Source organism: Streptomyces sp. CA-243310 (assembly GCF_050936775.1).
Taxonomy (GTDB): Bacteria; Actinomycetota; Actinomycetes; order Streptomycetales; family Streptomycetaceae; genus Streptomyces.
Map to the genome: position 1 here is coordinate 1,432,852 of NZ_JBNJMF010000001.1, position 12,869 is coordinate 1,445,720.

Below are 12,869 nucleotides of genomic sequence, written 5' to 3' on the forward strand. Positions count from 1 at the left end.
CCGTCAGGCCGCCAGGCCCCGTTCGGCGCCGGCCAGGGTGACGCCGTGGTCCGCGAGGACCTCGGCGACCGTGCCCGGACGCGAGAGCAGGGCCAGCAACAGGTGCAGGGCGGCGATGTGGCGGTCCCCCCGCCCCAGCGCGATGCGCAGGGACTGCTCCAGGGTCTTCTTCGCGCCCTGGGTGAAGGGGACGTGCCGGTTGTCCGACTCCGGGCGGCCGAGGGCCGAGCGGAGCGAGGCGCCCAGACCACGCCTGCGGGGCGTGGTGCGCGACAGGGCGCCCTCGCCGTGGGTCTCCTCGATCCGGGTGAGGATCTCGGTGAGGTCGATCCCGAGACCGGCCAGCGCCTCCTCGTCGGCGCGGGTCATGCCGCCCCGGCGGCGGGCCTCGGCGAGGCCGGCTGTCACCGCCGCCCGGTCCACGCCGAGCGGATCCAGCGCGCCCTGCGCGAGCAGGGCGAGCAACAGGTGCTCCTCGGTGACCGCGTCGGCCCCGGCCCGTCGGGCCTCGGCCACCGCGCCCGTCACCGTGGTGCGGGCCTCGGTCGTGAAGCGTTCGAACATCAAAGCCTCCCGTGCTTCTTGTGCACGGCCTGCCGGGTGACGCCCAGCTCGGCCGCGATCTCCTGCCAGGACCATCCCTGCGCGCGGGCGCTGCGTACCTGTACGGCCTCCAACTGCTCCAGCAGCCTTCGGAGGGCGGCCACGGCACGCAGGCCCACACGCGGGTCACGGTCGCCGGCCCGTTCGGCGAGATCGGTCGCTTCGGTCATGCATGTCAATGTAGGTTGACATGCCGAAGCGCGTCAACCCCGGTTGACGCCCGATGTCCGGTGCGGGAGGCGGGGATCGGGCCGTCAGACCGTCAGGACCACCTTGCCGAAGAGGTCTCCGGACGCGAGCTTCTCGAAGCCCTCGCGCGCCCGGTCCAGCGGCAGCACCTCGTCGATGACCGGCCGCAGGCCCGTGGCCGCGCAGAAGGACAGCAGGTCCTCCAGCTCGTCCTTCGAGCCCATGGTCGAGCCGACCACCTTCAGCTCCAGGAAGAAGATGCGGGTCAGTTCCGCGTGGGCCGGGCGGTCGCCGCTCGTCGCGCCGGAGATGACCAGGGTCCCGCCGGGCCGCAGGGACTTGATCGAGTGCGACCAGGTGGCGGCACCGACCGTCTCGATCACCGCGTCCACCCGCTGCGGCAGCCGGGCGCCCGGCTCGAACGCGTCCACCGCGCCCAGCTCCACCGCCCGCTTGCGCTTGGCCTCGTCCCGACTGGTGGCGAAGACGCGCAGGCCCGCCGCCCTGCCCAGGGCGATGGCGGCGGTGGCGACCCCGCCGCCCGCGCCCTGGACCAGGACGGAGTCCCCGGGCCGCACGCCGGCGTTGGTGAACAGCATCCGGTACGCCGTCAGCCAGGCGGTGGGGAGGCAGGCCGCCTCCTCGAAGGACAGCTCGGCGGGCTTGCGCAGGACGTTCCAGGCGGGGACGGTCACCTGCTCGGCGAACGTGCCCTGGTAGCGCTCGGTCAGGATCGAGCGCGGCTCGTCGGGGCCGACCCCGTGGCCGCTCTGGCCGATCACGGAGTGCAGGACGACCTCGTTGCCGTCCTGGTCGATCCCGGCGGCGTCGCAGCCGAGGATCATGGGCAGTTTCTCCACGCCGAGGCCGACTCCGCGCAGCGACCACAGGTCGTGGTGGTTGAGCGAGGCGGCCTTGACGTTCACGGTCACCCAGCCGGGGCGGGCCTCGGGGGCGGGGCGGTCGCCCAGCTCAAGGCCGCTCAGCGGCTGGTCTCGGTCGATTCGGGCGGCGTAGGCAGCGAACATGCCGCCAGACGCTACCGCTCGGTAGTGCGGCCTGACCAGAGGCGTCAGGTCGGCGGGGGAGTCGAGCGGAATGGTCGATCCGCCTCCAAGTACCCGCCGTACCAGTTGGTTTGTGTGGCTCGCATGCCCAATCGGAACGTCGGGATCGAGTCGGGATCGGGGGTAACATTCTGGCCTGCGGTGATGCTCGCCATGAGCCTGTCATTTTCCGCCCGTGGTCCCGTCCGGCGCTCTCGCCCGGCGGCGACCCCTCACGACCGCCCGGCTCGACCGGGCGACGGACGGAGCGACCCCTCCCGGTTCGGGGGCCGGGAGGGTGCGTTCTCGGCGCGGACGCCGGCCCTTCACGCTCGGACGCGTCCGCGGGGCCGGCACTCCGTTGCCCCGCCGTCGGGCCCGGACGCGAGGAAGGCCCGGCCGGAGTGGATCCGACCGGGCCCTCACCCGTACAGCCCAGTGTCGCGGACGGACCGTGACGTCAGGCCAGACGGGCCACGCCGTCGGCCTTCGCCGCGGCGGCGACCGCGGCCGTGACGGCCTCGGCGACGCGCGCGTCGAACGGCGACGGGATGACGTAGTCGGCCGCGAGCTCGTCACCCACGACGCCGGCGATGGCGTCGGCGGCGGCGATCTTCATGCCCTCGGTGATCCGGGTCGCGCGCACCTTGAGGGCGCCCGCGAAGATGCCCGGGAAGGCCAGCACGTTGTTGATCTGGTTCGGGAAGTCCGAACGACCGGTCGCCACGACCGCCGCGTACTTGTGCGCGACGTCCGGGTGGACCTCCGGGTTCGGGTTGGCCATGGCGAAGACGAAGCAGTCCTTCGCCATCGTGGCCACCGCGGCCTCGGGGACGGTGCCGCCGGAGACGCCGATGAAGACGTCCGCGCCCGCGAGGGCGCTCTCCAGGGAGCCGGTCCGGCCCGTCTTGTTGGTCAGGCCCGCGATCTCCGCCTTGACGTCCGTCAGGTCGGAGCGGTCGGCCGAGACGACGCCCTTGCGGTCGGTGACGCACACGTCGCCGATGCCGGCGTCCACGAGGATCTTGGCGATGGCGATGCCCGCCGCGCCCGCGCCGGAGATGACCGCACGCAGGTCGCCGAGGGTGCGACCGGTGAGCTTCGCCGCGTTGCGCATGGCGGCCAGCGTCACGATGGCCGTGCCGTGCTGGTCGTCGTGGAAGATCGGGATGTCCAGGGCTTCCTGGAGCCGACGCTCGATCTCGAAGCAGCGGGGCGCGGAGATGTCCTCCAGGTTGACCCCGCCGAAGGAGGGCGCGAGACGGATGACCGTCTCGATGATCTCGTCCGTGTCCTTGGTGGCGAGCGCGATCGGGACCGCGTCGACACCGCCGAACTGCTTGAACAGGATCGCCTTGCCCTCCATCACGGGGAGGGAGGCCTCGGGACCGATGTCCCCCAGGCCGAGCACGGCCGTGCCGTCGGTGACGACGGCGACCACGTTGGACTTCCAGGTGTACTCGTTGACGAGTTCCGGGTTCTCCGCGATGGCGCTGCAGACCTTCGCCACACCGGGCGTGTACGCGAGGGACAGGTCGTCCTTGTCGCGGACCGGCACGGTGGCCTGCACGGCCATCTTGCCGCCCCGGTGCAGTGCGAACACCGCGTCGGGGTTGTTGTCCGTCACGCTGTCGCTGCGAGGATTGACGATCTCCGCTGCCACTTTCTTGACCCCTTAAGTCTTTAATCGTTGAGGGTGGCCACTCCTGGTTAAGGGGTGGGCGGGCACCGCGTCCGTGCTCCGCATCGACGGTTGGCCCGTCTCCGCGAAGAGGAGGTTCGTACGCGCGGGCGCGCCGCACGCGCGCCCTGAGCCCCGGATGAGGGGTGTAAGGATCTGTTCTACCGGAAGAACGCTCGCTCAGACGAGTCGATTCCCGCTCGATCGTAGGCCGGTTGTCCGCGTTTTGGCGAAAAGTCCAAACCTTGGTGTCCAATGGGCGAGACGCACCGCAAATACTGCGGGGGAAAGCCCTGGTCACAGCGCATAATCCCGCCGCGAAGCCCGTTCTCCGCAGTCCTGTTGGGCACCCCAGGTCGCCCGTTATCCGATTTTGACCTGACGGGCACCCTGAATGTCTCAGTCCGAATGGCAAGATGCCGTAATCACACAAGGTCGCGACACTCGATGGTGCGTGCCCCGACCGTTCTCGGATGCTTTTTTCCCCACTGCCGGAGGAACCAGCTCATGACCGCAAGCACCACCCGTCGTACGACCGCCGCCCGGTCCCGGATCGCCGCGGCCGGTGCTATCGCGGTCGCCGGCGCCCTCATCCTCACCGGTTGTGGCGACCAGACCGACGATGGCGGCAGCTCCACTCCCTCGGGCAAGACCAACAGCGCCCCGCTCTTCTCGGCGCTGCCGAAGAAGATCCAGGACGCCGGTGTCATCAAGGTCGGCACGGACGCCGCCTACGCGCCGATGGAGTTCACCGAGGGCAACAAGATCGTCGGTGTCGACCCCGACATCGCCGAGGCCCTCGGCAAGCAGCTCGGGGTGAAGTTCCAGTTCACCGCCGGCACCTTCGACGGCCTGATGACCTCGGTCTACACCGGCCGCCAGGACGCGATCATGTCGTCCATCACGGACAACAAGAAGCGCCAGGAAGGCCTGGACGACAAGGGCGCCAAGATCGGCAAGGGCGTCGACTTCGTCGACTACTTCTCGTCCGGCGTCTCGCTCATCGTCAAGAAGGGCAACCCGCAGGGCGTCAAGTCCCTCGACGACCTGTGTGGCAAGACCGTCGCCGTCCAGCGCGGCACGATCTACGAGGACACCTTCAAGGCGCAGGCCGAGAAGTGCGGGGACAAGAAGCTCACCATCGAGGCCTTCGACACCGACGCCGAGGCGCAGACCCGCGTCAAGGCCGGCGGCGCCGTGGCCGACCTGAACGACTACCCGGTCGCCGCGTACACCGCGAAGACCTCGGGTGGCGGCAACGACTTCGAGGTCACCGGCCAGCAGAGCGACGTCGGCCTCTTCGGCATCGGTGTCGCGAAGGAGAACACGCAGCTGCGTGACGCCCTCAAGCAGGCCCTCGACGCCATCATCAAGGACGGCTCCTACGCCAAGGTCCTTGAGAAGTGGGACGTCAAGGACAGCGCCGTCAAGTCCGCGACCGTCAACGCAGGTCAGTAATTCCGGGCGCTCCACTGAAGGGCAGTCATTGTGACTGACAAGATCGACAAGGGTCCGGCCGCCACTCCGGCCGGACCCGGCCCCTCGGCCACCCCGTACGAGGCCATCAAGGCAATTCCCGTCCGTCACTACGGACGCTGGATCAGTGCCGTGGTCGTCATCGCGGTGCTGGGCTGGCTGGTTCTCGCTTTCGCCAACGGCAATGTCAACTGGGGCACCGTCGGCGACAAGCTGTTCGACCCGACGGTCATCTCCGGCCTCGGCAACACCATTCTCATCAGCGTCACCTCGATGCTGCTGGGCCTGGTGCTCGGCATCCTCTTCGCGGTGATGCGGCTCTCGAACAACCCGGTGACCAGCGCCGTCGCCTGGCTCTACATCTGGTTCTTCCGCGGCACCCCGGTCTACGTCCAGCTGCTGGTGTGGTTCAGCCTGCCGCTGATCTTCCAGTACATCGACCTCGGTCCGATCTACAAGAACGAGACCGTCGACGTCATGACCCCGTTCCTGGTCGCCCTCCTGGGCCTCGGCCTGAACGAGGGCGCCTACATGGCGGAGATCGTGCGCGCCGGCATCCAGTCCGTGGACGAGGGCCAGAGCGAGGCCTCGCACGCCCTGGGCATGACGCAGGTGCAGACCATGCGCCGTGTGGTGCTGCCCCAGGCGATGCGGGTGATCATCCCGCCGACGGGCAACGAGTTCATCAACATGCTGAAGACCTCGTCGCTGGTCTCGGCGGTCCAGTACACCGAGCTCCTGCGGGCCACCAGCAACATCGGTTCCACCGCGGGTGCCATCATCGAGATGTACTTCGTGGCCTCCATCTGGTACCTGGCGCTCACCAGCGTCTTCAGCGTCGGCCAGTACTACCTGGAGCGTCGCTACGCCCGCGGCTCGCTGCGCTCCCTGCCGCCCACCCCGCTGCAGCGGATCAAGGCCAACCTGAACATGTTCCGCCGTACGGAGGTGGCTAAGTGACCGCCCAGCCGATGGTCAAGGCCGAGGCCGTCCACAAGTCGTACGGCCCCGCCCACATCCTCCGGGGCATCGACCTGGAGGTCGCCCCCCGTGAGGTCTTCTGCCTGGTCGGCCCGTCCGGCTCCGGCAAGTCCACCTTCCTGCGGTGCATCAACCACCTGGAGCGCATCAACGCCGGCCGGCTCTCGGTCGACGGGCAGCTCGTCGGGTACCGCGAGAAGGCGGGCAAGCTCTACGAGCTGAAGGACAGCGAGGTCGCGGCCCAGCGCCGGGACATCGGCATGGTCTTCCAGCGCTTCAACCTGTTCCCCCACATGACGGCCGTCGAGAACGTCATGGAAGCCCCGGTCATGGTCAAGGGCGAGAGCCGGGCGGTGGCGCGGGCGCGCGCCGTCAAGCTCCTCGACCGCGTCGGCCTCGGCGACAAGGGCGGGAACTACCCCTCGCAGCTCTCCGGCGGTCAGCAGCAGCGCGTGGCCATCGCCCGCGCGCTGGCCATGGAGCCGAAGCTGATGCTCTTCGACGAGCCCACCTCCGCGCTCGACCCGGAGCTGGTCGGTGACGTCCTCGACGTCATGCGCGACCTCGCCGAGTCCGGCATGACCATGATCGTGGTCACCCACGAGATGGGCTTCGCCCGCGAGGTCGGCGACAACCTCGTCTTCATGGACGGCGGCGTGGTGGTCGAGTCCGGCCACCCGCGCGAGGTCCTGGGCAACCCGCAGCACGACCGGACGAAGGCGTTCCTGTCCAAGGTGCTGTGACCGATCGACGCGCGGGAGGGGCGGTACGGATTTCCGTACCGCCCCTCCCGTCGTTTCCGGGCCGGGCCGCCGGGCCGCCCGGTTCCGGTGGCCCTACCTGAGGGCCAGGACCAGCGCGTCCGAGGGGGAGCGCCAGACCGTGCGGGCCTCCGCGAAACCCGCCTCGCGCAGGGTGCGGGCGTGCCAGGCGTCGTCCGGGGTGTCCCCGTCGGCGTGCTCGCCGTAGATCTCGTAGCGGCGCTTCGTCGGCTCGGCGAGCAGCGGGTCGGCCGCGGCCAGCGCCCACCATTCGGCCCAGTCGACGGCGCCGGCGGCCCGGGCCCGGTCCATGCCGGCGTGCCGTTGGGCGCGGTCGGCGGCGTTGAGCCGCGGGGTCGTCGGGTCGGGCATGTGGTCGGCGTTCATGAAGACCCCGCCCTCGCGCACGAGCGGGGCGAGCTGCCCGTAGAGCACGGTGAGCCGCGGGCTGTGCAGCCAGTGCAGGGCGGTGGCGGTCAGCACCGCGTCGTACGTGTCGTGCGGCAGGGCCGCCGTCCAGTCGGGGTCCTTGAGGTCCGCGGTCACGAAGTCGACCCGGGGGTCGCCCTCGAAGTGGCCGCGGGCGATCGTCAGCAGGGCCGGGTCCAGGTCCACGCCCGTACTGCGGGCCTCCGGGAACCTCTTGAGCACGCGGTCCGTGATACTTCCCGTACCGCACGCGAGATCCAGAACCCGGGGAGCGGGTCCCACCAGTGCCTCGACCATGTCCAGCATCACCCGGAACCGCTCCTCGCGGTCGGGCATGTACCACTCCTGCTGCCGGTCCCAGCTGTCCTGCCAGGCCTGCCAGTCCCCGACGGTCACCGGATTCGACGCTTCGGTCATCCCGAACCCCTCCCTAAGTAATACCCTCGAACCAGTAGTAGCTGTTACCGCAGACCCTAATCCGCAGCCGTAAGGACTACAAGTGGAACTGGCCCATTACTCGGACTACGCCGTGCGCCTGGTCAACACCGAGGAGCCGGCCCGCAACAAGGACTCGCTCACCTCGGTGGACGCCGTCCGCGCGCTCTTCGGGGCCGGCACCCAGATGGCCCGCCGGGTGACCGACACCGACGTCACCCGCTTCCGCAACGTCCGCGGCCGGCTGCGCTCCGTCTTCGAGGCCGCCGACGGCGGCGACCACGTGCTCGCCGTCGACCTGCTGAACTCCCTGCTCATGGAGTTCCCCGTCAGCCCCCAGGTCTCCGGGCACGAGACCCTCGACGACGACGGCCGCCCCGACTGGCACATCCACCTCGCCGAACACCCCTCGAACGCCTCCGCCGGCTACGCCGCCATGGCCTCCTTCGGGCTGGCCTTCCACCTCACCGCGCACGGCCCGGAGCGCCTGGGCCTGTGCCAGGCGACGCCCTGTCGCAACGCCTACCTCGACACCTCCACCAACCGGTCCCGTCGCTACTGCTCCGACCGCTGCGCCACCCGCGCGAACGTGGCCGCCTACCGCGCCCGCAAGCGCCTGGAGGCGGACGAGTCCGCACGCAGCGGCCGCACCGCCGAGACCGCCCAGGACAGCCAGGTCCTCAGCGAACGCCGACCCTCCGGGCCCGAGGGCCAAGGCCGCCACCGCGCCAACGCCGTCGCCAGCACCAGCTCCGCGGGCACCGTCCCGTAGTCGGCACTGTCGCCGGTCTCGTTGAACGGGTTGTCCCCGAGCACCCACCAGCCACCCGACCGCCGCTCCACCGCGCGCTTGACCACCAGCAGGTCCTGCTGGAACGGGTGCCGCAGGACGACCACGTGCCCCGGACGCACCGGCGCCCCGTACCGGACGACCAGCTGATCCCCGTGGACCAGCGTCGGCACCATCGACGGCCCGTACACGTCCACCACGCCCAAGCGCTTCCAGGCGCGCTTGTCCTCCACCATGAGCGACCTCCTCGTCCCCTCCGCATGCTGCCGCATGGGTCCGTACATTCGCTCACCGCGGGCGCCGCGACGCTGGACTTTTGTCCTAAGCCCGCAGGGGCGCCCGCGAATTCCGGTCGGTCAGCGAGTAATCTCCCCCTTGAGAAGACGATCACGAGGAGGACAAACTCCATGCTTTCCCGCCTCTTCGCCCCCAAGGCGAAGGTCTCCGCCCACTGTGACCTGCCCTGCGGCGTGTACGACCCGGCCCAGGCCCGTATCGAGGCCGAGTCGGTCAAGGCCGTCCAGGAGAAGTACCAGGCCAACGACGACGCGGACTTCCGCGCCCGCGCGATCACCATCAAGGAGCAGCGCGCCGAGCTGGCCAAGCACCACGTCTCGGTGCTGTGGAGCGACTACTTCAAGCCGCCGCACTTCGAGAAGTACCCCCAGCTCCACACCCTGGTCAACGACACCCTGAAGGCCCTCTCGGCCGCCAAGGCGTCGAACGACCCGGCGACCGGTCAGAAGGCGCTCGACCTGATCGCCGAGATCGACCGCATCTTCTGGGAGACCAAGGCCGCCTGATCCAGGCCCGCGTCCCCATGGCGAAGGGGCCCGACCGGAAACGGTCGGGCCCCTTCGCCATGGGTGCCGCGAGGGACGTCGGGAAGTCCGCGGGGGACCGCCCGGCACCTGCTATTCCTCGTCCTCGTCCTCGTCGTCGAGACGCGCCAGCCAGGTGGCCAGCCGCTCCACCGGGACCTCGAAGTCCGGGTTCAGGTCGACGAAGGTGCGGAGCTGCTCGGCGAGCCACTCGAAAGTGACCTCCTCCTCGCCGCGCCGCTTCTCCAGCTCCTCGATGCCGCGATCGGTGAAGTACAAGTCGGGCTCCGTGCCGTGATGAAGGTGTGCGTGGGGTGTTTCCCGCCAGGATAATCCCGGCTCGCGGCGAGACCTCCCGCCCTCCCCGGGCCGCCGCTAGCCTGGATGGTCACGACCTGAGGGGGGCGGGGGATGCAGGACGGGCGCACGGGCGGCGCCGCGCGCGCCTTCGAGCTCCTGGAGCCCCTCGTCCGGGCCGCCACCGTACGCGTGCACGCGCCCCCGGACGGGTATGCACTCCCCGGCAGCCACTGGTCCGGTCCCACGTGGGGGAGCGGCTTCTTCATCGCCCCCGGCTGGGTCCTGACGTGCGCGCACGTGATCGGCGAAGGGGGTGCTGCGGTGCGCCTGGTCGGACGCGAGGTCGGCATCTCCTTCCTCTCCGGCACCGCCGGAGGCCTCCCGGGCGCCGGCGCGGTCACCGGGACGGTCGCCGGGCGGGTCGAATGCGTGCTCCCGGAACGACTGGAGGAGCGGCGCCCCGGCCGGGGCGCCCTGTGGGACCTGCCGGACCTGGCCCTGATCCGGGTCCTCGCCCCCGTCTCGCACGCCTGCGTGTGGCTGACCGACCGGGCCCGGCCCCGCATCGACGAGGCCGCGTACTTCGGCTGCACCGAGGACCTCGGCATGCGCGAGATCACCGGCCGCACGACACGACTGCGCGGCACCGCCGCGGGCGGCGCGGCGATCCGGCTCGGCGACGAGGACGAGATCGAACCCGGCATGTCCGGCGGCCCCGTCGTGGACCTGGCGCGCGGCGAGGTCATCGGGGTGATCAAGGCCCGACGGCACGCGGGCGGCGGCGGCCTCGCCGTGTCCGTGGCCCAACTGCGCACCCTGCCCATGGCCGGCACCGGGCAGATCGGCCTGTACCGCAGGGTCATGCAGGCCCACGACCTCTACCACTACGACCAACACCTCAGCGACCTCAACAGCCGCCGGACCTGGACCGACGTCCACGACGAACTCCCGGGCGAGGAACAGGACCCCCACGGCGGCCGGGGTCGACTCACCCGCCTCACCCCCGCCGAGCGCACCACCCTGTGCGGACTCCTCGCCGAACTGCCGCCGCCCGGCTCCTCGGAGGCGGTCCGGGCGCTCGCCGAGGCCGCCCGCGGCGAGGAACCCGACACCGGGCTGCCCGCCCCGCTCAGCTGGCGCGACGGCCTCGGGCTGCTGCACGATCCGCCGGGCGCCGGCGGGGAGGCCGCCGCGATGCTCCGGTACGCGACCGACGTCAGCGTCGCCGACCACCGCGAGCCGCCCTCCCCGGGCGCCGACGAAGAGCTGTGGGACTGGGTGCGCACGACCGCGGAGCGACTGTGGCGACCCCTGCGGCGCGAACTCGGCGAGCGGCGCGACCGGGGCCTCGCGGACCGGGAACTGCGCCGCCGGGCCCGCGCCGGGCAGACGGTCCGGGGTCGGACGCGGGCGGCCGGCGCCCTGCCGGCGGGTCCCTCGGTCCTCCTGGAGGTGTGGGCGCACAGCTGGGAGGAGGTCTACGACTGGCGGGTCTCGGTGCTCGCGGGTCCGCAGCGGGTCACCCCGCTGGACTCCGGCACCCGGGTGGGCCCGGCCCGTCTGGCGGCGGCCTCGCGGGCGGCGCTCGCCGAGGGCTTCCGGCGGTGCGACACGCACGAGGCGACCGCGCTGCTCGAAGTGGCCGTCGCACCCGAGCTGTTCGGGCTGGCGGTCGACGAGTGGACGGTCGCGGGAGGGACCCCGGTGGGCGTCCAGCGGCCGGTGGTGTTCCGGTACCCGGGCGACGGGACGGCGCGCGAAGCCGGCGCGGCCGGACCGGGCGGACGATGGGCGCGCGTCCAGGAGGGCCCGCTGCAGGGCCGGCGCGCCGACTGCTTCCGGGGCCGTCAACGCAGCCCCTCACCGGCCTGGTTGGCGGGGCTGGTCGACAACACCGTCCCGGTGCTGTGCCGGGACGCTGCCGCCGAGCCCACCCTGGGGGCGCTGCACGCGGTGCGCGACGCGGGGTACGGGGTGCTGGTGTGCCGGCGGCCACCGGCCGACCCGGGGCAGTCGTGCGCACCGTTCCACCGCGGGCTGCGCGAGGAACTCGCCGAGGCCGGACGGGCGACGGTGCTGCCCCTGCGGTTGAAGGCCCTGCGGGGCCGGGCGCACGGGGCGGACCCCGACGCCTACTGGGCCGCCGGGATGACGCTGGTGTGGGAGGACCCGGGGCGGGCGCTGCCGCAGGACGAACCGCTCCAGGGGGACCTGTGACGGGCCCTCCCCGGAGGTGCCCCGGTACGCCGCGGTGGCGGGCGGGGCCGGGGGACCCGGGGCGGCGCCGGGAGACGCCCCCCGACGGCACGGGAACGGTGCGCACGGCACGGGAGGAGCGGACGTGAACGAGGAATGGCTCATCTACCGGGGCGTCGGTGAACCCCACGACGGCATCGACGCGCTCCCCGACCCGCCCCCCTGGCGGGACTTCGACGGCGGGCCCGCCCTGGAGGCGGGCGGCCCCGGCGCGGTGGCCGACGCGAACGTGGCCCGCCGGCTCGGCGCACACCGACAGGCAGCGGAGATGCACCGGCCCGAGCCCGAGGAGCTGGAGGCGGTCAACGCCGCGCTGTACCTGCGCCGGCCGCTGCTCGTCACCGGCTTCCCCGGAACGGGCAAGTCCACGCTCGCGCACGCCGTCGCCCACGAACTGAAGCTCGGCCGCGTCCTGCGCTGGCCCGTGGTCTCACGCACCGTGCTCCAGGAGGGCCTGTACCGCTACGACGCCATCGCCCGGCTCCAGGACGTACAGATCGCGGCCGGCGGCGGGAACCCGGGCGGCTCGCCCGGGATCGGGAAGTACATCCGGCTCGGACCGCTCGGGACGGCGCTGCTGCCCACGGAACGACCCCGCGTCCTGCTCATCGACGAGATCGACAAGAGCGACATCGACCTGCCCAACGACCTCCTGAACGTCCTGGAGGAGGGCGAGTTCACGCTGCCCGAGCTGGAACGGGTCGCCGACACCGAACCCGAGGTGCGGGTGCTCACCGACGACGGCGCCAAGGTGGCCGTCCGGGACGGTCGGATCCGCTGCCGGGCCTTCCCCTTCATCATCCTGACCAGCAACGGCGAACGGGACTTCCCCGCCGCCCTGCTGCGCCGCTGCATCCAGCTCAAGCTCGGACAGCCCGGGGAGAAACGGCTCGCCACCATGGTCCGCGCGCACCTGGGAGAGGAGGCCGCCCGGCTGGGCGCCGACCTGATCCGCGAGTTCCTCAGCCGCTCCCAGACCGAACTCGTGGCCGCCGATCAACTGCTCAACGCCATCTACCTCACCCACCACGCGGCCCCGCCCACCCGGGAGGACCTCGCCGACCTGCTCATCCAGCGCCTCGACCGGCCGAGGTGACCCCC

The 12,869-nt window shown here is 71.4% G+C and carries 13 protein-coding genes and 1 pseudogene; 7 read left to right on the top strand and 7 right to left on the bottom strand.

Features of this window, described 5'->3' with window-relative positions:
• Positions 1 to 3: 3 nt before the first annotated feature.
• The 4 genes from ACQEVM_RS06845 to ACQEVM_RS06860 form a co-directional block, all read right to left on the bottom strand.
• Entirely contained in the window at positions 4 to 564 is a 561-nt protein-coding gene (locus tag ACQEVM_RS06845; protein WP_433076068.1) for a Clp protease N-terminal domain-containing protein, read from the bottom strand.
• Entirely contained in the window at positions 564 to 773 is a 210-nt protein-coding gene (locus tag ACQEVM_RS06850) for a hypothetical protein (RefSeq protein ID WP_053676451.1), read from the bottom strand. Before ACQEVM_RS06850 ends, ACQEVM_RS06845 begins: the two co-directional genes overlap by 1 nt.
• A gap of 84 nt (positions 774 to 857) precedes the next feature.
• Complete coding sequence (locus tag ACQEVM_RS06855; protein WP_433076070.1) at positions 858 to 1,820, bottom strand: zinc-binding dehydrogenase; 963 nt, start codon at positions 1,818 to 1,820, stop codon at positions 858 to 860.
• A gap of 478 nt (positions 1,821 to 2,298) precedes the next feature.
• A complete protein-coding gene (locus ACQEVM_RS06860; protein WP_433076072.1) occupies positions 2,299 to 3,501 on the bottom strand; it encodes an NAD(P)-dependent malic enzyme in 1,203 nt (400 codons plus the stop codon).
• A 525-nt stretch (positions 3,502 to 4,026) separates the two neighbouring features.
• On the opposite strand from ACQEVM_RS06860, the gene ACQEVM_RS06865 reads away from it, so the two are divergent.
• From ACQEVM_RS06865 to ACQEVM_RS06875, 3 genes are read left to right on the top strand one after another with little or no spacing between them, the layout of a single operon-like run.
• Positions 4,027 to 4,977: an ABC transporter substrate-binding protein gene (locus ACQEVM_RS06865; RefSeq protein WP_433076074.1), complete on the top strand. Its 951-nt coding sequence runs from the start codon at positions 4,027 to 4,029 to the stop codon at positions 4,975 to 4,977.
• Between the two features lie 30 nt (positions 4,978 to 5,007).
• Complete coding sequence (locus ACQEVM_RS06870) at positions 5,008 to 5,955, top strand: amino acid ABC transporter permease (protein WP_433076076.1); 948 nt, start codon at positions 5,008 to 5,010, stop codon at positions 5,953 to 5,955.
• 11 nt (positions 5,956 to 5,966) lie between these two features.
• On the top strand, positions 5,967 to 6,719 hold the full coding sequence (locus tag ACQEVM_RS06875; protein WP_351749335.1) for an amino acid ABC transporter ATP-binding protein: 753 nt from the start codon (positions 5,967 to 5,969) through the stop codon (positions 6,717 to 6,719).
• 93 nt (positions 6,720 to 6,812) lie between these two features.
• Here ACQEVM_RS06875 and ACQEVM_RS06880 read toward each other — a convergent pair whose 3' ends face one another.
• A complete protein-coding gene (locus ACQEVM_RS06880) occupies positions 6,813 to 7,583 on the bottom strand; it encodes a class I SAM-dependent methyltransferase (protein WP_433076078.1) in 771 nt (256 codons plus the stop codon).
• 82 nt (positions 7,584 to 7,665) lie between these two features.
• On the opposite strand from ACQEVM_RS06880, the gene ACQEVM_RS06885 reads away from it, so the two are divergent.
• On the top strand, positions 7,666 to 8,373 hold the full coding sequence (locus ACQEVM_RS06885; protein WP_433076080.1) for a CGNR zinc finger domain-containing protein: 708 nt from the start codon (positions 7,666 to 7,668) through the stop codon (positions 8,371 to 8,373).
• A 20-nt stretch (positions 8,374 to 8,393) separates the two neighbouring features.
• Here ACQEVM_RS06885 and ACQEVM_RS06890 read toward each other — a convergent pair.
• Positions 8,394 to 8,675 (bottom strand): annotated as a pseudogene (locus ACQEVM_RS06890) (S24 family peptidase); the annotation flags it as partial.
• A 123-nt stretch (positions 8,676 to 8,798) separates the two neighbouring features.
• On the opposite strand from ACQEVM_RS06890, the gene sodN reads away from it, so the two are divergent.
• Positions 8,799 to 9,194, top strand: a complete 396-nt coding sequence (sodN, locus tag ACQEVM_RS06895) for a superoxide dismutase, Ni (protein ID WP_030036761.1) — start codon at positions 8,799 to 8,801, stop codon at positions 9,192 to 9,194.
• 111 nt (positions 9,195 to 9,305) lie between these two features.
• Here sodN and ACQEVM_RS06900 read toward each other — a convergent pair whose 3' ends face one another.
• On the bottom strand, positions 9,306 to 9,491 hold the full coding sequence (locus ACQEVM_RS06900) for a DUF6104 family protein (RefSeq protein WP_030190019.1): 186 nt from the start codon (positions 9,489 to 9,491) through the stop codon (positions 9,306 to 9,308).
• A 132-nt stretch (positions 9,492 to 9,623) separates the two neighbouring features.
• On the opposite strand from ACQEVM_RS06900, the gene ACQEVM_RS06905 reads away from it, so the two are divergent.
• Together ACQEVM_RS06905 and ACQEVM_RS06910 are read left to right on the top strand one after the other, a co-directional pair.
• Positions 9,624 to 11,729 (top strand): trypsin-like peptidase domain-containing protein, encoded by a 2,106-nt coding sequence (locus ACQEVM_RS06905; RefSeq protein ID WP_433076083.1) that lies wholly within the window; start codon positions 9,624 to 9,626, stop codon positions 11,727 to 11,729.
• A 124-nt stretch (positions 11,730 to 11,853) separates the two neighbouring features.
• Positions 11,854 to 12,864, top strand: coding sequence for an AAA family ATPase (locus tag ACQEVM_RS06910; RefSeq protein WP_433076085.1), 1,011 nt, complete (start codon positions 11,854 to 11,856; stop codon positions 12,862 to 12,864).
• The last annotated feature ends 5 nt before the right edge of the window (positions 12,865 to 12,869 follow it).